17 protein-coding genes are annotated in these 18,311 nt (G+C 70.9%); 11 read left to right on the forward strand and 6 right to left on the reverse strand.

Annotated features, from left to right (window positions below; genetic code table 11):
* Positions 1-189 precede the first annotated feature (189 nt).
* Positions 190-1,104: a squalene/phytoene synthase family protein gene (locus tag AC07CM_RS40910; protein WP_478881609.1), complete on the reverse strand. Its 915-nt coding sequence runs from the start codon at positions 1,102-1,104 to the stop codon at positions 190-192.
* A 136-nt stretch (positions 1,105-1,240) separates the two neighbouring features.
* On the opposite strand from AC07CM_RS40910, the gene AC07CM_RS40915 reads away from it, so the two are divergent.
* Complete coding sequence (locus AC07CM_RS40915) at positions 1,241-1,822, forward strand: HD domain-containing protein (protein ID WP_478881610.1); 582 nt, start codon at positions 1,241-1,243, stop codon at positions 1,820-1,822.
* Here the strand turns inward: AC07CM_RS40915 and AC07CM_RS40920 are convergent.
* Positions 1,817-2,155 carry a hypothetical protein gene (locus AC07CM_RS40920; protein WP_478881611.1) on the reverse strand — a complete coding sequence of 113 codons (339 nt, stop codon included), beginning with the start codon at positions 2,153-2,155 and terminating at the stop codon, positions 1,817-1,819. The two genes, AC07CM_RS40915 and AC07CM_RS40920, sit on opposite strands and share 6 nt — an antisense overlap.
* 88 nt (positions 2,156-2,243) lie before the next feature.
* Here AC07CM_RS40920 and AC07CM_RS40925 point away from each other — a divergent pair, with 88 nt between their 5' ends.
* A complete protein-coding gene (locus AC07CM_RS40925; protein ID WP_478881612.1) occupies positions 2,244-3,161 on the forward strand; it encodes a DUF6891 domain-containing protein in 918 nt (305 codons plus the stop codon).
* Here the strand turns inward: AC07CM_RS40925 and AC07CM_RS40930 are convergent.
* Together AC07CM_RS40930 and AC07CM_RS40935 are read right to left on the reverse strand one after the other, a co-directional pair.
* Positions 3,158-3,514, reverse strand: a complete 357-nt coding sequence (locus AC07CM_RS40930; protein WP_478881613.1) for a hypothetical protein — start codon at positions 3,512-3,514, stop codon at positions 3,158-3,160. The two genes, AC07CM_RS40925 and AC07CM_RS40930, sit on opposite strands and share 4 nt — an antisense overlap.
* A gap of 46 nt (positions 3,515-3,560) precedes the next feature.
* Entirely contained in the window at positions 3,561-4,532 is a 972-nt protein-coding gene (locus tag AC07CM_RS40935) for an asparaginase (protein ID WP_478881614.1), read from the reverse strand.
* Between the two features lie 653 nt (positions 4,533-5,185).
* On the opposite strand from AC07CM_RS40935, the gene rpmG reads away from it, so the two are divergent.
* From rpmG to AC07CM_RS40955, 4 genes are all read left to right on the forward strand, one after another.
* Positions 5,186-5,350 (forward strand): 50S ribosomal protein L33, encoded by a 165-nt coding sequence (rpmG, locus tag AC07CM_RS40940; RefSeq protein ID WP_478881615.1) that lies wholly within the window; start codon positions 5,186-5,188, stop codon positions 5,348-5,350.
* Positions 5,351-5,421: 71 nt separating this feature from the next.
* Positions 5,422-5,682, forward strand: a complete 261-nt coding sequence (locus tag AC07CM_RS40945; protein ID WP_478881616.1) for a type B 50S ribosomal protein L31 — start codon at positions 5,422-5,424, stop codon at positions 5,680-5,682.
* Positions 5,683-5,718: 36 nt separating this feature from the next.
* Positions 5,719-5,841, forward strand: a complete 123-nt coding sequence (gene ykgO, locus AC07CM_RS40950; RefSeq protein ID WP_478881617.1) for a type B 50S ribosomal protein L36 — start codon at positions 5,719-5,721, stop codon at positions 5,839-5,841.
* A gap of 153 nt (positions 5,842-5,994) precedes the next feature.
* Positions 5,995-8,781 (forward strand): SpoIIE family protein phosphatase, encoded by a 2,787-nt coding sequence (locus AC07CM_RS40955; RefSeq protein WP_478881618.1) that lies wholly within the window; start codon positions 5,995-5,997, stop codon positions 8,779-8,781.
* Positions 8,782-8,819: 38 nt separating this feature from the next.
* On the opposite strand, the gene AC07CM_RS40960 is transcribed toward AC07CM_RS40955, so the two are convergent.
* Positions 8,820-9,881: a LacI family DNA-binding transcriptional regulator gene (locus AC07CM_RS40960; RefSeq protein WP_478881619.1), complete on the reverse strand. Its 1,062-nt coding sequence runs from the start codon at positions 9,879-9,881 to the stop codon at positions 8,820-8,822.
* A gap of 321 nt (positions 9,882-10,202) precedes the next feature.
* Between AC07CM_RS40960 and AC07CM_RS40965 the strand changes: the two genes are divergently transcribed.
* The 5 genes from AC07CM_RS40965 (at position 10,203) to AC07CM_RS40985 (ending at position 17,240) form a co-directional block, all read left to right on the forward strand.
* The gene (locus AC07CM_RS40965; RefSeq protein WP_478881620.1) at positions 10,203-11,501 is read left to right on the forward strand and encodes an ABC transporter substrate-binding protein; all 1,299 of its coding nucleotides are present in this window, start codon (positions 10,203-10,205) and stop codon (positions 11,499-11,501) included.
* Positions 11,502-11,512: 11 nt separating this feature from the next.
* Entirely contained in the window at positions 11,513-12,562 is a 1,050-nt protein-coding gene (locus tag AC07CM_RS40970) for a carbohydrate ABC transporter permease (protein WP_478881621.1), read from the forward strand.
* On the forward strand, positions 12,559-13,392 hold the full coding sequence (locus AC07CM_RS40975; RefSeq protein WP_478881622.1) for a carbohydrate ABC transporter permease: 834 nt from the start codon (positions 12,559-12,561) through the stop codon (positions 13,390-13,392). Before AC07CM_RS40970 ends, AC07CM_RS40975 begins: the two co-directional genes overlap by 4 nt.
* 79 nt (positions 13,393-13,471) lie before the next feature.
* Positions 13,472-15,145, forward strand: a complete 1,674-nt coding sequence (locus AC07CM_RS40980) for a glycoside hydrolase family 13 protein (RefSeq protein ID WP_478881623.1) — start codon at positions 13,472-13,474, stop codon at positions 15,143-15,145.
* Positions 15,146-15,488: 343 nt separating this feature from the next.
* Complete coding sequence (locus tag AC07CM_RS40985; protein ID WP_478881624.1) at positions 15,489-17,240, forward strand: MOSC domain-containing protein; 1,752 nt, start codon at positions 15,489-15,491, stop codon at positions 17,238-17,240.
* Here the strand turns inward: AC07CM_RS40985 and AC07CM_RS40990 are convergent.
* Complete coding sequence (locus AC07CM_RS40990) at positions 17,237-18,292, reverse strand: low temperature requirement protein A (RefSeq protein ID WP_478881625.1); 1,056 nt, start codon at positions 18,290-18,292, stop codon at positions 17,237-17,239. The two genes, AC07CM_RS40985 and AC07CM_RS40990, sit on opposite strands and share 4 nt — an antisense overlap.
* Positions 18,293-18,311: the final 19 nt, after the last annotated feature.

Genomic DNA, 18,311 nt, shown 5'->3' on the forward strand with positions numbered 1-18,311 from the left:
TTTTTTTTTTTTTTTTGTTCTCTACCACGGAGGGGGGGACGGGGGGGTGGCACCTGCCCCCCTCTGCCCCCCCCCCCCCCCCCCCCCCCCCTTCTCCCCCCCCCCCCCCCCCCCCCCCCCAGGGCTGTCCGGACGGTCGCGGTACCCGGAGATACGACGCGTGGGCACACCTTCTGTGGGCCGGCGCGGTCAGCGACCGCTCAGAAGCAGGCGCGCGAGCAGGCGCAGCGTGCTCACCGGAGGCGGGGATGCGGAACCACGCAACACTCCGGCGCCTCGCGCGAGCACCGCATCCACGGTCAGCAGCTCTATCTCGACGACAGCGCTGATCAGCCGCCGGTTGGGCGCCGGGGCCAGGGCGGGCAGTTCCCTGGCGGCCATCAACGAGGCGCGAGCCGCGGTGGCTTGGTCCTTCACCAGCCTCTCCACGGCCGGCCCGCTGTTGCCGGCGGCGAGGTCTTCCGAGGTGAGGTCCTTCCAAGTGAGGGAGAACTCTTTCAGCGTCGACTCCGGGATGCCCAGCCGTCCTTCACGCAGGTCTTCGGCGAGATCGTTGACGAAGTCGAGACGCTGGCTGCCCTCGATGAAGGTCCGGCACACGGCCCGGTACCGCACGTCGTCGTCCTTCGGTCCGAGCAAGGTACCGACCAGCATGAAGGCGGGGAGCGAGTAGGCGTCCACATAGGCTTGGTAGTCCGCTTCGGTGGCGAAGCCCGCGAAGTCCAGCTCAGCCTTGGCGGTTGACAGATAGTGCTCAACTGCCGCCCGAAGCCGGGGATGTGCGGCCACGCTGTCCACCAGCGTGCGGATCAGCGGGGAGTCACCACCACCGGTCGCCAACGCCTCACGCACCTGCTGCTCCCAGGACGCCCAGGCTGCCTCGCGCTGCGACGAGGCCCCGGTGTCCAGGAGGTTGTCACCGTGGTGCATCACCGCTGTCGCCGCGACGACGTACGGCAGTTCATGCCGTGGCAGCAGAAGCATCGCCGCCAGATACGGAGCGCGCCTGAAACGCCGTACGAGCTGCCGCTGAGAGTCGTAGTCCCGGCGCAGCCCGAACTCCTTGATACCCGCCGCGTCCAGGCTCTTCGTCCATACGCTCACGGTCCGATCGTAGGCGCAGCGCCGTGACGAGCCGGCGAGGGGGTGACCTGCCGGCGGTGACCACCGACCGTTTCGGACGGAGAAAAGTCCAGCTTGCCGTCACCTGCCGTATGCCCGGCGACGGCAGCGTGGCGGCATGACGTACGAGCGCATTCCTTCCGTGGACGGGCTGATGGCCCTGCTGGCCGACTGTGCGGACGTCTGGGACCGGCCGGATCGCTCCGGTGACCCGGTGCCCGTCCTCGACCACGGCCTGCAGGTCGCCGCCGTGCTGGCCAAGCTTGCCCCTGACGACGAGGAGTTGCAGGTGGCCGGGCTCGTACACGACATCGGTCACCACCTCGTGCCCGACGACGAAGCGGGCCACGGGACGCACGCCGCGAGGGCGGTGGAAGGCCTGCTGGGGCCGCGGGTGGCACGCCTGGTCGCCCTGCACATCCCAGCCAAGCGCTATCTCGCGGCTGCCGACCCGGATCTCGCGTTGTCGCCGGAGAGCGCCCGCACGCTGGGCTGCCAGGGCGGACCCATGACACCGCGGGAGACGGCGGCGTTCGAGGCCGACCCCGACTTCACGGCGGCAGTGGCACTGCGCCGCGCCGACGACGCGGGGAAGGTGGTGGGGCTACGGGTCGAGGCTCTCGAAGCCTGGCGGCCCGTCGTGGAGCGCGTCGCCGCAGCCGCCGCGGTTGCCGAGGACCGAGCCTCCGACTGCTCATGAGGCGGACAGGACGGTGGCGAACACCGCTGTCAACGTGTCTGCCCTCAACCGCAATTGAGGATCGGTGGCGCCCACCACTCGGACGGAGACCTCATCGCCTCCCACCGCGTTGGCGAGCTGCACGACGAGGTGATGGTCCGCCCCGACCAGCGGGTAGTCGTACCAGCGATCCGGGCGCTCGTCATCGGTGGTCTCGAGGCCGAATTCCACCGCCTGCCAGTCGACGCCGTCGAAGTCGCAGCCGGCGTAGTGGGCCAGAAGTTCCAGGAAGGGCCGGACGTTGTCACTCCAGATCCAGCCCGCAAGGCGGCCGTCCGCGTCGCTCTCTGCCACTCGTCCAGCGTGCCACACGGACAGTTCGCCCACAGCGGTGCCGGCGGCCGTGGGCTGGGCTGTCAGAGCGTTGTGTCATAGTCCGCGCATGCTCGAAATCGTGGTGAAGACGGAGAACAGGGAGCGGCACGTTCGTGTGTCCGCCGAGGAACTGGCCGGCCTGGTCCGGCGCATGGGCGCTGACGGCGACCGGTTCCTGGTGGTCCAGCGGATACCCGACCTGCCCGACGTCTTCGCCCAGGTCTGGCACGAGGACGGCGGGGACTACACGCTGGAGTACCGCGACGGTGCCGCCGACCGGCACTTCCAGGCGATGGTCGGCACACCCGAGGCCGTGTCCGCCGCGATGACCGGCTGGGCCCGTCAGGAGGCCGGCTGGGACGCCGGTCCCGCCTGGTCACCACTGGACATGGGACCCGCCGGCGAAGCGCCGCCGCTCGACCTCGAGGCGGACGAGCGTGCGGAGTTGGAGGGGCGCGTGCGCGAAGAGCTGGTCGGCGGTTACGCCGACCGGGCCGAACTGGCCGAGCTCGCCGAGGAGTACCTCGTCACCGCGGACCACCGGCCCGTCTCGCGCCAACAGGCGCGGATGCTCGCCGACCGGATGTGGGTCGAGCGCGTCGCGGAGCAGGCCGCATGGCAGGGGGAGACCGACCCTGAACGCCTCGGCCGTGCGTTCACCGCCCTGGAGGGGGCGGGTGTCACCGCCCGCGAGAACTTCACCTGCTGCCGCAGCTGCGGCCAGTCCGAGATCGGCGGCGAAGCCGCTCCCGACGCGCGGGGCTTCGTGTACTTCCACTCCCAGTGCACGGAATCCGCCGCGGCCGGCCACGGACTGATGCTCCTTTACGGCGGCTTCGACGGTTCTTCCGAGACCACCGCGGCCATCGGCCACGAGGTCGTGGCCGCCCTCGAAGCGGTCGGCCTCCGCACGGAATGGGACCACGACCCGGCCCGTGCCATCACCGTCACGCCGCTGGACTGGCGCCGCCGACTGGTCGGCTAGAGGCCGTCGGGCGGACCTTGCGGTCGTACGGCGTCGAACAGGGGCCAGCCGTCGACCTCCACCGATCCCGCCGTGGGAAACAGTCCACGGAAAAGGGCCTCGTCCAGCAACGCCCTTACGCTGCCGGGCTCGTGGAGATTCAGATACTCCCGGTCCGGCAGGCGCACCACTGTGCCCTCGTCGAAACAGCCGTCGGCGATGACCCGGCCGGAAACCGGCCGGAACACAAGACGTAGGCGGGCCCGGCTTTCGGGACGCCACAGCGTCACCGTGCTGCTGCACCCGGGGTAGCCCCGCACACGATCGTGCCGGTGCCGGAAACTCCAGCCGTACTCGGTGCCGCCCACCAGCATGCGACGGACCCTGCGTCTCCCCATGGCGTGCACTCCAGGGCCAGGTTCAGAACACGGACCGTACCTCCCCCACCTCCTGGCCACCGCCCAGCAGCGGCATTCGGCCGACTCGGTCCGTGACCGGTGCGGTCACGCCGGACAGACGCAGTGCGCGGGCCAGGACCGGCCTGAGGGCCCGGGCGGCGCCGTCGTCGATCTTGAGGGCCAGGGCGCGGCCGTCGGGCAGAGCGACGGCCTGGACCGCTTCCGCGCCCACCTTGGACAGGGCGCCGGGTATCTCGCGCATGAGCCAGGTGTCGTGGCGGCGGGTGCCGGCGACGTACTCGGGGTGGGCACGCATGGCGTCGGCGACCCGCCGTTCGGGCGTGCCGGGGGCGGCGAGGACGAAGGAGCGGAAGGCGCGGGCGAGGCCGGTCAGGCTGATCGCCATCAGCGGCGCCCCGCAGCCGTCCGTGCCGACGGCGGCGACCGGTTCGCCGGCGGCCTCCTCCACCACCGTCCGGATGAGCTGCTGGAGCGGGTGGCAGGGGTCGAGGTAGGACTCCAGCGGCCAGCCCCGCAGCGCGGCGGCGGCGAGCATCGCCGTGTGCTTGCCGGAGCAGTTCATGGCCACCCGGTCGGGTCGCGCGCCCGCCGCCAGGTAGGTCTCCTGTTCCTCCTGGTCCAGGGGGAGGGCGGGCGGGCACTGCAGGTGCTCCGGGCTCAGTCCGTGCTCGTCGAGCATCGTGCGGACCAGGTCGCGGTGGAAGCCCTCACCGGAGTGGCTCGCTGCCGCGAGCGCCAGCCGTTCGCCCGCGAGCTCCAGGCCGGCACGCAGCATGCCCGCCGCCTGCATCGGCTTGTTGGAGGAGCGCGGGAAGACGGGCGACGTCACTTCGCCGAGCGCCAGCTCCACCGAGCCGTCGGCACCGAGCAGCACCAGGCTGCCCCGGTGCCGCCCTTCGACGAATCCGGAGCGGACGACCTCGGCGAGGACCGGGCTGGTGACGGTGGCGGCGGCCATGGCGGGCTGGGGCATCGACGGTGACCTTCCGGACGCGGATCGGACCGGCCTGCCCGGCCGGCCACCCCTCATCACCGGGCCGCCGACCAGATGAGCGGGCCGTCCACCTGGGCTTCGGCGCCACCGTACCCGCGGCGCTGCCGCGCCCTGCAGCCGCCTGCCCCGTGCGGGACAAGCTCGCCGCCCGGCACACCGGCTCCGACGGTCGCCACGGACCCCCGAGCACCCCGGCTGGGACCCTCGCTCTTCCGTCTCCGTCGAGCTGTGCGACACCGGCGGTCGGCCGTGCCGGGACAGGCGGCGGTGGGCCGGCAGCACCAGGGCCGAGGCGGCCAGGGTGATCGTGCCGCCGGTGCGCAGGACGGCGTCGTACGCGGCTCGGATGCGCCCGACGGGCGGGCGCCGCACGGCGCGCGGACGCCGGGAATGCCCGCGGGCCTCGCGTGGTTGTACGGCCCGTGGTGGTGAAGGGGAGAGTGTCCCCGGGCCTCACCTTGTGCCCATGAGGACGATCGTTCGGCTGAAGCCTCATGGCGCGTCTCGCCGCGTGGGCGACCGCCCTTCACGACCACGGTCCGACAGAGCCGGGAATGCCGCAGTACCCGGCGCTGTTGGGAGAACCAGATGACATGCCCGCATCAAAATCGGGCGGGTGAAGGGAGAACCTCATGGCACGCAGCACCCTGCGTCCCGTCGTCAGGCTGAAGTCGACGGCTGGGACCGGCGTCACCTACGTGACCCGCAAGAACCGTCTGAGCGACCCCGACCGGCTCGTCCTGCGCAAGTACGACCCGGTCGCCGGCAAGCACGTCCCCTTCCGCGAGGAACGCTGAACCACGCTCCGCGGGAAACGCCGAACCACGCCGCCGCCCTCCGGGTGGACGGCCACTAGGAGAAACGCCCCATGAGGTCTGGCATCCATCCCGAGTCCCGGCCGGTCGTCTTCCGCGACCGGGCCGCCGACGCCCTCTTCCTGATCCGCTCGACCGCGGCCACGTCCAAGACGATCGAGTGGGAGGACGGCACCACCTATCCGCTGATCGACGTGGAGATCTCGTCGGCCGGCCACCCCTTCTACACCGGCACCACGCGGGTCGTGGACTCCGCCGGCCGCGTCGAACGCTTCGAGCGGCGCTACGGCCACACGGCCACGCCCCGCGGCTGACCGCCGTACGCGCACGAGCACGAGGAGAACCCGGCCATGAAGGTGCGCAAGTCCCTGCGCTCGCTGAAGTCCAAGCCCGGCGCCCAGGTGGTACGCCGCCGCGGCACGGTCTTCGTCGTCAACAAGAAGAATCCCCGCTTCAAGGCCCGCCAGGGCTGACGGAGCATGCCGAGAAGGCGAACCCGGCCCGGTCCCGCCACGCGCGGTACCGGGCCGATCCGTGTGAGGCGCGACGAGTGTCCTGGTCCGGACCGTGGCATGCGGCGGACACCCCGGTCGCCGAGCCATTAGCCACAGTGTTAGAAAAGGGGCATGAGCGGACGTTCCCGCTGGCCCTGGGGGAAAGCGGCGCCGCCGCCCGGCACTGGGAGGTCATCCGAGCCATCCCGTCGCCCAGGCCCCTGGCGATCACTGGGACGCCGCCTTTCGCCGTACCTGAGCGTGCGCACCCTCGCCGCGCAGGTCTTTCTGCTGCAGGCGTTCATCGTGCTGGTGGTGGTCGCGGTGGCGGCCGCCGCCCTGGTGGTGCAGGGCCGGTACGACGCCGAGCGCAGCGCCAGCGACCAGTCGCTGGCCGTGGCCCAGTCCTTCGCGCACGCGCCCGGCACCGCTGCCGCGCTGCGATCGCCGAACCGGACGGAACTGCTGCAGGTGTCGACGGACCGGGTGAAGGAGGGATCGGGCGTAGATTTCGTCAGCGTCCTGGACCAGCACGGAGTCCGGCTCGCCGACACGGATCCCGCCCTGGTCGGCATGAAGGCCCAGGGCGTCGGCCGAGCCGCTGCGGGAGAGTCGTTCACGGAGACGTTCCACGGCCGGCCGTCCGACGCCGTGCGCGCGGTCGTCCCCGTGATGGACGCCAGCAGGCGCGTGATCGGCATCGTCAGCGCCGGAATCCAGTACGCGAATCTGGGTCACGTGCTGAACCGGCAGCTGCCGGCGCTGCTCGGCGCGGCGGCCGGAGCACTCGTCCTCGCGACCGGCGGCACGGCTCTGGTCAGCCGGCGGCTGCTGCGGCAGACCCGTGGACTCGGCCCGGCCGAGATGACCCGGATGTACGAGCACCACGACGCCGTGCTGCACGCGGTGCGCGAGGGTGTCCTGATCGCCGACGCCGACGGGTGGTTGCTGCTCGCCAACGACGAGGCACGCCGGCTGCTGGGCCTGCCCGAGGACGCCGACCGGCGGCAGGTGACGGAACTCGGGCTGGGGACCGGGCTGACGCGGCTGCTGGTGTCGGGTGAGGCCGCCTCCGACGAGGTGATTCCGGTCGGTGACCGGCTGCTGGCCGTGAACATCCGGCACACCGCACCGTACGGCGGCGCGCAGGGGCTGGTAGCCACCTTCCGCGACACCACGGAGCTGACGGCGCTGTCCGGCCAGGCCGAGGTGGCGCGGGGCCGGCTGTCGTTCCTGTACGAGGCCGGCATGCGGATCGGCACCACGCTCGATGTGCAGCGCACGGCCGAGGAGTTGTCCGAGGTGGCGGTCCCGCGCCTGGCCGACTACGTCACCGTGGAACTCCTGGACTCCGTGTTGCGCGGCGAGGAGCCCACGGGCGCCGTGCACCGGATGCGGCGTACCGCGCTGCGCGAGTCCCGGTCCGGGCATCCGTTGCAACCGGTGGGAGACCTGATCCAGTTCGTGGTGGCCGACACGCCGATGGTGGCGGCGCTGCAACGCGGCAGGGCCGTCCTGGTTCCCGACCTGCACACCGCCGAGGACTGGCGGGCCCAGGACCCGGAGGGGGCACGGGAGGCGCTGGAGTACGGCATTCACTCACTGGTCACGGTCCCTCTGCGGGCGCGTGGAGTGGTTCTCGGCATGGTCAACTTCTGGCGGGGCGCCGGCATCGCGCGGTTCGACGAGGAGGACGTCGCGGTGGCCGAGGAACTGGTCGCCCGCGCGGCCGTGGCGATCGACAACGCGCGCCGGTACTCCCGTGAGCACGCCCTCGCCGTGACGCTGCAGCGCAGTCTGCTGCCCGTGGGCCTGCCCGAGCAGGACGTGCTGGAGATCGCCTCCCGCTATCTGCCGGCACGGTCGGGCGTGGGCGGCGACTGGTTCGACGTCATCCCTCTGCCCGGTTTCCGGGTGGCACTGGTCGTCGGCGACATCGTGGGGCATGGCCTGCACGCCGCGGTCACCATGGGACGGCTGCGGACCGCGGTGCTGAACTTCTCCTCACTGGACCTGGCCCCGGACGAACTGCTGGGCCACCTCGACGAGATGGTGACCCGGCTGGACACCCGGACGGAGACCGGCGACGACGACCGGGCCCCGCTCACCGGCGCCACCTGCCTCTACGCCATCTACGACCCCGTCGGCGGGCGCTGCACCCTCTCCCGGGCCGGGCATCTCGCGCCGGCCGTGGTGGACACCCGGGGCAGGGTGACCTTCCCCGAACTTCCCCTGTCGCCGCCGCTGGGTGTGGGCGGGCACCCCTTCGAGACAGGTGAGCTGGATCTGCCGGAGGGCAGCCGGCTCGTCCTGTTCACCGACGGCCTGGTCGAGAACCGCGGACGCGACATCGACGAGGGCCTGGAGATCCTCCGCTCGACCATCGCCCACCCGGACCGGACGCCGGAGGAGATCTGCCGCGCCCTCATGGAGACGATGCTGCCCGAGCACCCCAGTGACGACGTGGCGCTGCTGGTCGCCCGAACCCGGCTGCTCGACCCGTCCCGGGTCGCGACCTGGGACGTGCCGTCCGACGTGCAGGCCGTGTCACGGGTGCGCACGGACGTCAGCCGGCGCCTGGACGAGTGGGGACTGCGGGACTCGGCGTTCACCACGGAACTGATCCTCAGCGAGCTTCTCACCAACGCGATCCGGTACGGTGCCCCGCCCGTGCGGGTGCGGATCCTGCTCGGGTCCACCCTGGTGTGCGAGGTGTCGGACGGCAGCAACACCTCACCCCGGCTGCGGCGCGCGGCCACCACCGACGAAGGGGGCCGCGGCCTGTTCCTCGTCTCCCAGTTCGCGGACCGGTGGGGCACACGCTATGCGCCGCAGGGCAAGGTGATCTGGGCCGAGCAGACACTGGACCGCAATCGGGAACCGGACCCGGCGGCGCTGTTCGACGCCATGGCGTGGTGAACCCGTCCGGCTGATGCGTCATCCGCCCCGACGCGCCGTCAAGAAGTCTTCCGAGGATGCTGGTCGTCGTCCTCGGGCGAGGGCACCGGGGCGGTGGTGGCCCGGGGGATCAACTGGGTGGGCAGGACGATGTGCCGCACGTGGTCCGCCTCGGAGTCGTCGATGAGCCTCAGGGCCAGTTCACCCGCTGCCCGGCCCATGTCCGACGGTGACTGGGCCACGGTGGACAGATCGAACCACTCCGCCACCTGGTGGTCGTCGAAGCCGATGACGGACATGCGCTCGGGTACCTGGATCCTGGCCCGGCGCAGCGTGTGGATGACGGCGACGGCGAGCTCGTCCTGCTCGGCGAAGAGAGCGGTGGGCGGCTCCCGCAGCGCCAGCAGTTGTCCCACGCCCGCGACGAGGCCGCGCCGGTCGTCGGCTGCCATCGTGACCACCAGTTCGTCGTCGACGGCGATGCCCGCCTCGGCGAGCGCCTGCCGGTAGCCGAGCAGACGTTCGCGCGAGCTGAAGGTGAAGCCGGTGGCGCCCGTGGTCGGTGCGAACGCGATCCGCCGGTGGCCGAGGTTGAGCAGATGCCGGGTGGCCTTCAGGGCTCCGGCCACGTCGTCGACGTACACGCTGGGCCGGCCCTCGGCGTGCTGACTGACGTAGATGACCGGCATCCCGAGGTCGTCCAGCCCCGCGGTCTCCTCGTCGGTGAGGTCGAACCCGAAGACGAGCAGCGCGTCGGCGTTCCGGCGGGCCGGCAGACGCTCGAAGAACGAGGTGCGCTCGGCCATGTCGGGGATGACGTAGACGTTCAGCTCCATGCCCGCCGCGCGCAGCAGCGGGCCCAGACTGGAGAGCGCCGATCCCATGAACCACGAGTTGAGCGTCGGGACGAGCACCGCCACGACCCCGGTCCTTCCCGTGACGAGGCTCGCCGCCTGGCGCGAGACCGCGAAGTTCAGCTCACGGGCGGCCTGTTCGACCCGGGCGCGGACCTCGGGCGAGACGGTCGGCAGCCCGCGCAGGGTGCGGGAGACGGTGGACGGAGAGACGCCGGCCCGTTCGGCGACGTCGGCCATCGTGGGGTGCCGTTGCGCGGGTGACATGAGCGGAAGTTAGCACAGACCATGCCTCTCGCTCGTGACAGCGCTGTCATGACGTCGTACTGCGGTGGATAGACCCAACTTGTCCATAGATAAGCTGCGTAGCCCATCTAAATCTGTTCGAGCTACCGACAAGTTACGGATTGACTTCCCCCAGGTGTACTCCTAGCGTGCAAGCGTTGTCACGGCGGGGTCGGACACGCCGCCACACATCCCTCATCCACCGCTCTGACCTGCATTTTTATTCTGTGCAATGCCGTGACAGCTCAGTCTCACACGGGCGCTCAGTCGCGCCTTCGGTTCCGCACGACCAGGAGAGAGACAGTGAAGACCAGGACCACCAGAGCCCTCCAGTGCTCGGCGACGCTCGTCGCCGCCGGGCTCCTCCTCACCGCCTGCGGCTCGTCCGGGGGCAGCGGCTCCGGGCAGCAGGCCGGGAGCACGTCGTTCGAGGGCCGTGGCCCCATCACCTATGTGGCCGGAAAGGACACCTCCGGCGTCGTGCAGAAGGTCATCGACCGCTGGAACAAGCTGCACCCCAAGGAGAAGGTCACCTTCGTGCAGCTGCCGACCGACGCGGACTCGCAACGGCAGCAGATGATCCAGAACGCGGAGACGAAGTCCGACGCCTACACGGTGCTCTCCCTCGACGTCGTGTGGACCTCGGAGTTCGCCGCCCACCAGTGGATCGAACGCCTGCCCGAGAAGCAGTTCCCGCTGCGCAGCATGCTCAAGCCCGTGGTGGAGACCGCGAAGTACCGCGGCGGTCTGTACGCGGCCCCGGCCAGTTCGGACGGTGGACTGCTCTACTACCGCACCGACCTGCTCAAGAAGGCCGGCATCGCGAAGCCCCCGACCACCTGGTCGGAGATGACGGACGACTGCGCCAAGGCGAAGAAGCTGCCCGAGGCCAAGGGCATGTCGTGTTACGCCGGTCAGTTCCAGAAGTACGAGGGCCTGACGGTCAACTTCGCCGAGGCCGTGGGCTCCGCCGGCGGTGTCGTCACCGACGCCGCCGGCAAGCCCGACGTCGACACCCCCGAAGCGAGGAAGGGCCTGGACTTCCTCGCCGGTTCGGTCAAGGACGGGACGATCCCCAAGGAGGCCGTCACCTACCAGGAGGAGGACAGCCGCCAGGCGTTCCAGTCCGGCAAGCTGATGTTCCTGCGCAACTGGCCGTACGTCTACGCGCTCGCCGGCAAGAGCAGGCTGGCGGGGAAGTTCGCGGTCGCACCGCTGCCCGGCCTGAACGGACCCGGCTCCTCCAGCCTGGGCGGCCACAACCTCGCCCTGTCGTCCTTCGCCAGGAACAAGGCCACGGCCCTGGACTTCATGAAGTTCTTCAGCAGCGAGGACAGCGCGAGCACCTTCCTGAAGGACGCCTCACTCGCCCCGCCGTACGCGGACCTGTACGACGAGGCGTCGCTGGTCGGGCAGTACCCGTACCTGCCCGTTCTCAAGCAGTCCATCCTGCACGCCGTGCCCCGGCCGAGGGTCGTGCAGTACGGCGATGTCACCTCGGCGATCCAGCAGGAGGCGTACGCCGCGCTGACCGGCGCCAAGAGCAGCGCGCAGGCGCTCAAGGACCTGCAGAGCGCCCTGCAGAAGTCCACGGCGCAGTGAGGAGCGGGGCCATGGCCGACACGACGATCCCGCCCGACACCACGGTCCACGAACGCGGCAGCGCCTCCGGGCTGCAGTCCGCACCCGTCACCGCGCGCCGCCCCGCCCGGGCGACCGCCGGCTCGGGCCGGATGGCGGCGCTGCTGGTCTCCCCGACGCTGCTGGTGCTGACGATCGTGGTGCTCTACCCGACGCTCATGGCGCTGCACGAGTCGCTGTACGGGCCGAAGGGCCTCGACCCGAAGACCGGCTTCGTGCGCACCACCGAGCCGTTCGTCGGGCTGCGGAACTACGCCGACGTCCTCGGCGCCGCCGGGGACCGGTTCTGGAACGCCTTCTGGAACACCACGTTCTTCACGGTCGTCACGGTGGGACTGGAAACGGTCATCGGCGTGGCGATGGCGCTGATCATGCACAAGGCATTCCGGGGCCGCGCCCTGGTGCGCGCCGGAATCCTCGTGCCCTGGGCGGTGCCCACGGCCATCTCCGGCCTGCTGTGGCGGTGGATCTTCAACAGCAACGGCATCGCCAACGCCCTGATCGGCCGCCAGATCCTGTGGACCACCGAAGGCTTCCACGCCAAGGTCGCGGTCATCGTCGCCGAGGTGTGGAAGACCGCCCCCTTCATCGGGCTGCTGGTCCTGGCCGGCCTGCAGGTGATCCCGAAGGAGGTCTACGAGGCCGCCCGCATCGACGGCGCCGGCGCCCTCAGCCGGTTCTGGCACGTCACCCTGCCCCTGGTGAAGCCCGCGCTGCTGGTGGCGGTGCTGTTCCGGTGCCTGGACGCACTGCGCATGTTCGACCTGCCCTACATCCTCGTCGGGGCACAGAAGAACTCGGTGGAGACCCTGTCCATGCTGGCGCAGAACGAGGCCTCCAACGTCCGCTTCGGACCGGCCTCCGCCTACGCGGTGATCCTCTTCCTGTACGTCCTCCTCATCGCACTCGCCTTCGTCCGGCTGCTGGGCGCGGACCTCGTCGGCGACCGCGACGGCGGAAAGGCGGGCAGGAGCGGGCGCCGGAGCATCCTGGCACCGCGCCGTGCGGAGGTGACCGCATGACCTCCACGGCGAAGTGGCGCAATCGGTTGCTGTACGTGGGCGTGGCCGCGGTGGTGGCCTACTGCCTGGCCCCGTTCTACTGGATGCTGGTCTCCAGCCTGCGCCGCACCTCCGACATCTTCGACACCTCGCTGCTTCCCGGCCCGGTGTCGTTCGAGAACTACCGGGCGGTGTTCGACCCGTCCCAGGGATTCACCCGCGCGCTGCTCAACAGCCTCGTCGTCGCGGGCATCACCACCGCGCTGGCGCTGTTGCTGGCCACGTTCACCGCCTATGCGATGGCCCGGCTGCGGTTCCGGTTCAAGCGGCTGATCCTCACGCTGATCATCGCCACCTCGATGTTCCCGGTGGTGTCGATCGTGGTCCCGCTGCTGAAGCTGTTCACGGACATCGGGTGGATCAACACCTACCAGGCCATGATCGTGCCGAGCATGTCGTTCGCGCTGCCGCTGGCGGTGTGGAACCTCACCACGTTCTTCCGTCAGATGCCGGACGAGTTGGAGCACGCGGCCATGATCGACGGCTGCAGCCGTGGCCAGGCGTTCCGCAGGATCATCATCCCTCTCGCCGCACCGGGCATCTTCACCACCGCGATCATCACGTTCATCGCCGCATGGAACGAGTTCCTCATCGCCCTGTCGATGACGAACAAGGCCGCCATGCAGACGGCACCGGTCGCCATCTCCAAGTTCTCCGGCGCCACCCAGTTCGAGACCCCGTTCGGCAGCCAGATGGCGGCAGGCGTCCTGGTCACCGTCCCCCTCTTGGTCATGGTGCTGCTCTTCCAGCGCCGTATCGTCGCCGGACTCACCGCCGGCGCGGCCAAGTAGACACCCACGAGCGGGACTTCCCGTCCCGCCCCGACCCTCCGCACCCTCTCCCAGACTCTCGAAGGACCCATTCCACCCCATGTCCAACACCGCCCCGTGGTGGCGCAGCGCCGTCATCTACCAGGTCTACATCCGCAGTTTCGCCGACGCGAACGGTGACGGCGTCGGCGACATCGCCGGCATCCGCTCCCGACTGCCGTACCTCGAGTCGCTCGGTGTCGACGCCATCTGGATCAACCCGTGGTACAAGTCGCCGATGGCCGACCACGGTTACGACGTCGCCGACTACCGTGCGATCGACCCGCTGTTCGGCACCGTGGCCGAGGCCGAGCGACTCATCGAGGAGGCGCACCGGCACGGGATCCGCGTCATCCCCGACATCGTGCCCAACCACACCTCCGACCAGCACGCCTGGTTCCAGGCAGCCCTGGCGGCCGGACCAGGCAGCCCGGAACGCGCGCGGTACGTCTTCCGGCCCGGCCGCGGGCCCGACGGCGCCGAACCACCCAACGACTGGGTGTCCTGCTTCGGCGGCCCGGCCTGGACCCGGCTGCCCGACGGCGAGTGGTACCTGCACCTGTTCGCACCGCAGCAGCCCGACCTCAACTGGGAACACCCCGACGTACGCGCGGAGTTCGAGTCGGTCCTGCGCTTCTGGTTCAGCCGCGGCGTGGACGGGTTCCGCATCGACGTCGCCCACGGACTCGTCAAGCACCCCGAACTGCCCGACCTGCCGCCCCGCCAGGAGCCGGCCGTACTGGGTCCCCTGGCCGCCCGGGACACCGCGGACTACCGGACCCGGCAGCACGTCGATCACCCCCACTGGGACCGAGACGAGGTCCACGACATCTACCGGGGCTGGCGCAAGGTGGCCGACGAGTTCCCCGGCGACCGGTCGTTCGTCGCCGAGGCCTGGGCCGACACCCCCGAACGGCTGGCCGCCTACGTCCGCGAGGACGGGCTGCACACCGCGTTCAACTTCGACTTCCTGATGTCCAGTTGGAGCGCGAAGGATCTGCGTGCCGTCATCGACGACTCGCTTGCCATGCTCGGCGCCGTCGGCGCGCCGGCCACCTGGGTAATGTCCAACCACGACGTCATGCGCCACCCGAGCCGCTACGGTCGCAGGACGGTCAAGCGGTGGACGGCGAACGAGCCGTACCGCCCCGAGGGCCCCGCCGACCTGGAACTGGGCACCCGGCGCGCCCGCGCGGCAGCCCTGCTCATGCTCGCTCTGCCCGGCGGGGCGTACATCTACCAGGGAGAGGAGCTGGGCCTGCCGGAGGTCGAGGACCTGCCCGAGGACGTGTTGCAGGACCCCGTCTGGGAGCGGTCCGGGCACACCGACCGGGGCCGCGACGGCTGCCGTGTGCCCATCCCGTGGTCCGGGAAGGCCGCACCGTACGGCTTCAGCCCCGAGGACGGCTCCGGCGCGCCCTGGCTGCCCCAGCCGGCCGCCTGGGGCGAGCTGAGCGTGGCGACGCAGACCGGCGACGAGACGTCGATGCTGGAGCTCTACCGCCGCGCCCTGCGTCTGCGCCGCGAGCATCCCGCGCTCGGCGACGGCACCCTCACCTGGCGGGACACCCCCGAGGGAGTCCTGATCTTCGGCCGTGATCCCGGCTTCGTCTGCGTGGTCAACCTCTCGGCCGAGCCGTACCGGCTGCCCGCCCACACCTCGGTCCTGCTGTCGAGCGGACCCGTCGCCGACGGCCTGCTCCCGCCCGACCACTCGGCCTGGCTGGCGGTGTAAGCGGCCCCCGGGCAACTGCCCGCGCGCGCACCTCCGGCAGCGGGATGCCGGAGGTGCGCCGGCTCGCGTGGGCCGTTCCCGGGGGAAGCGGTCGGTGCGGGTCGGAGAGCCTTGACACGGGCGTCGGCCTGCGCGACTCCCGCGCACCAGGAACCGTGGCCACCGTATGCAGGCACGGCGTCACTGTCGGCGCACCCGCGAAGCGGCAGTCGGCCGATCACGAGCCGGGACCTCGTGATCACGGAATCGCGGCACCACCGGTGCAGAACTAGTATCGACCGGAGTACAGACCACCACGCCATGAGGAGCTGCCCCGGCCGGCCACCCCCGCAGGAGGTCCGCGATGGCGACGCTGCTGTCCGTCAACGTAGGAACGCCCAAGAACGTCTCCTGGCAGGGAAGAACCGTCCACACCGGCGCCTGGAAATCCCCCGTGCACGGCCCGCGCATGGTGCGGCGGCTGAACATCGACGGAGACGGCCAGGGCGACCTCGCCGGCCACGGCGGTGAGATCCGCGCCGTCCTCGTCTACCAGCTGCAGTCCTACCAGTACTGGCAGAAGCAACTCGGTCGCGACGACCTGACCTTCGGGATCTTCGGCGAGAACTTCACCGTCGACGGCCTGCCCGACGACGAAGTGTGCATCGGCGACCGGTATCGCATCGGCGAAGCCGAATTCGAGGTCACCCAGCCCCGCGTCACCTGCTACCGCGTCGGCATGCGCCTGGGCGAACCCACCATGGCCGCCCTCCTGGTCGCCCACCACCGCCCCGGCTTCTACCTGCGCGTGATCACCGAGGGAAGCGTCGAGGCCGGCGCCGAGATCGTCCTCACCCGCAGGGGCCCGGAAGAACTCACCGTCGCCGACACCGACGCGCTGCTCTATCTCCCCGACCGTGAGCCCGCGAAACTGCGCAAAGCACTCGCCATCCCCGCCCTCAGCCCGGGATGGCAGCAGTCCTTCCGCGAACTCACCGCCGCCCCGCCCCCCGGACGGCAGGAGGAGCGGGCGGGCACCGGGCCGCCCCGGGCAGAGCAGGGATGGCCGGGGTTCAGGGCCATGCGCGTCGCACGCATCGTGCCCGAAACCCCCACTGTCTCCTCGATCTACCTCAACACCGCCGACGGCACGCCCCTGCCCGCGGGCAGTCCCGGCCAGTACCTCTCCCTTCGCCTCGCCGCCGGTGATGCCGCCCCGGCCGTGCGCAGCTACTCCCTCTCCGACACGCCCACGGCCGACACGTACCGCATCAGCGTCAAGCACGAGCCGCACGGACACGTCAGCAGCTACCTCCATGCCACGCTCCATCCCGGGGACGTCGTCGGCATCGCCAGCCCCCGCGGGACGTTCGTGCTCCAGGAAGGCACCCGGCCGGTCGTCCTCGTCTCCGCCGGGATCGGCGCCACTCCCGTGCTCGCCATGCTGCACCGACTCGCCGCCCACCAGGACCCGCGCCCCGTCTGGTGGATCCACACCGCCCACGACCGCGCCCACCACGCCTTCGCGGACGAGGCCCACGCGCTCCTGGCCCAACTCCCCGACGCCCGCGAGCACATCTACTACACCGCCGAAGCCGCCCCGCACCCCGATCAGGCCCACATCACCCAGGGACGCCCGACCGCCCGGTCCCTCGCGGCCATGGGCATTCCCACCGACGCGGACGCCTACCTCTGCGGGCCAACCGCCTTCATGGACGCCCTCGGTGGCTACCTGCACGACCTCGGCCTGCGCCCCGAGCGCATCCACACCGAACAGTTCAGCGCCCTGCCCGCCATCAACCCAGGCGTCACACCCGCCGCCACCGTCCGGCCGCACCAGCCACCCGGCACCCCCGGCACCGGCCCCCTCATCACCTTCGCCCGCAGCGGCATCGCCACCCCGTGGTCGCCCGCCTACGCCTCGCTCCTCGACCTCGCCGAAGCCTGCGACATCCCCACCCGCTGGTCCTGCCGCACCGGCGTCTGCCACACCTGCGTCACCCAACTCGTCTCGGGCGACATCACCTACGCCACCCAGCCCCTCGAACTCCCCGAGGCCGGCACCGCCCTCGTCTGCTGCAGCCGACCTGCCACCGAGGTCGTCCTCGACCTCTAGGGCCCGCCGGACACTGGCCTGCCGGACACGACGGCCAGGACCGCCGCGAGCAGACCGGCGACAAGCGCCGGCGCCGGGGTGCACGCGGCCGCCAGGACTGCGAGAGCCACAGCGGGAAACGCGAACGCCGTGAGCCCGCAGCGCCGGTGCGGCCGAACCTGGAGGACCCACAGGGTGATCAGGAAGACCGCCAGCGGCACGGTGACCGCCGCACCCGCTGCCGCCGACGGGGCATCGGCGCGCCGGGAGACCAGGTGCGCGTACGCCGCCAGGCCGGCACCCTCGGCGGCGGCCGAGGCGAAGATCAGGTAGTGCCCGTACGCCCAGACGAACCTCCTGCGGTGGGCCCGGTGCGTCGTGGCGAGCAGGGTGTGGGCCGGCCGGGCGAAGTAGAGCCACCACATGGAGAAGACCATGACGAGGCCGCCGGCCGCCAGCGCGTACAGGGCCCCGGCGTGGTGGTGCCGGTCGAGGGCGCCGCGGACCGCCGTGGTGGCGGCCGTGACGGACTCACCGAGCACGATGGGGGTGAAGAGTTCGTACCGTTCGGCGATGTGGTGCGGGTGCCAGGGCGTCATCCCGGCGGACTGTGCCCACACCGGGACCGAGACCTCGGCGGCGATCAGCGCGAGCACGACCGGCAGGTGTGCCGACGCCGGGAGGAAGAGCAGCCCGATCCAGCCGATCTGGCAGCCCGTCACTCCGGCGGCGAAGCGCAGCGCCGTCCGCCGCCGACCGGGATCCGAACGAGCGGCACGCAGCCACAGCGCGGCCGGAGCCGTACGGAGCAGCGCGTACCCGAGCGTGATGACGCGCAGGTCCCCGTCCCTGAACGCCCGCGGGACTCCGGCGGCGAGGATCAGGGACCCCGTGATCTGGACCAGCACCGTCAACCGGTAGGGGACGTCGTCCGGGTCGTAGGCGGATGCGAACCAAGTGAAGTTCATCCAGGCCCACCAGACGGTGAAGAACACCAGTGCGAAGCGCAGGGAGCCGGTGGTGTAGTGCCCGGCGGTCACCGCGGTGCTCAGGCTCGCGGACGCCTGCGCCACGCTATGACGAAGCACAGGT

This window comes from Streptomyces sp. NPDC044061 (genome assembly GCF_056434305.1).

Coding starts and splice junctions, on each gene's coding strand:
- AC07CM_RS40955 (WP_478881618.1), top strand. CDS start 5,995: ATGAGCGGACGTTCCCGCTGGCCCTGGGGGAAAGCGGCGCCGCCGCCC.
- rpmG (WP_478881615.1), top strand. CDS start 5,186: ATGGCACGCAGCACCCTGCGTCCCGTCGTCAGGCTGAAGTCGACGGCT.
- AC07CM_RS40960 (WP_478881619.1), bottom strand. CDS start 9,881: ATGTCACCCGCGCAACGGCACCCCACGATGGCCGACGTCGCCGAACGG.
- AC07CM_RS40980 (WP_478881623.1), top strand. CDS start 13,472: ATGTCCAACACCGCCCCGTGGTGGCGCAGCGCCGTCATCTACCAGGTC.
- AC07CM_RS40975 (WP_478881622.1), top strand. CDS start 12,559: ATGACCTCCACGGCGAAGTGGCGCAATCGGTTGCTGTACGTGGGCGTG.
- AC07CM_RS40945 (WP_478881616.1), top strand. CDS start 5,422: ATGAGGTCTGGCATCCATCCCGAGTCCCGGCCGGTCGTCTTCCGCGAC.
- AC07CM_RS40985 (WP_478881624.1), top strand. CDS start 15,489: ATGGCGACGCTGCTGTCCGTCAACGTAGGAACGCCCAAGAACGTCTCC.
- ykgO (WP_478881617.1), top strand. CDS start 5,719: ATGAAGGTGCGCAAGTCCCTGCGCTCGCTGAAGTCCAAGCCCGGCGCC.
- AC07CM_RS40925 (WP_478881612.1), top strand. CDS start 2,244: ATGCTCGAAATCGTGGTGAAGACGGAGAACAGGGAGCGGCACGTTCGT.
- AC07CM_RS40970 (WP_478881621.1), top strand. CDS start 11,513: ATGGCCGACACGACGATCCCGCCCGACACCACGGTCCACGAACGCGGC.
- AC07CM_RS40915 (WP_478881610.1), top strand. CDS start 1,241: ATGACGTACGAGCGCATTCCTTCCGTGGACGGGCTGATGGCCCTGCTG.
- AC07CM_RS40930 (WP_478881613.1), bottom strand. CDS start 3,514: ATGCTGGTGGGCGGCACCGAGTACGGCTGGAGTTTCCGGCACCGGCAC.
- AC07CM_RS40935 (WP_478881614.1), bottom strand. CDS start 4,532: ATGCCCCAGCCCGCCATGGCCGCCGCCACCGTCACCAGCCCGGTCCTC.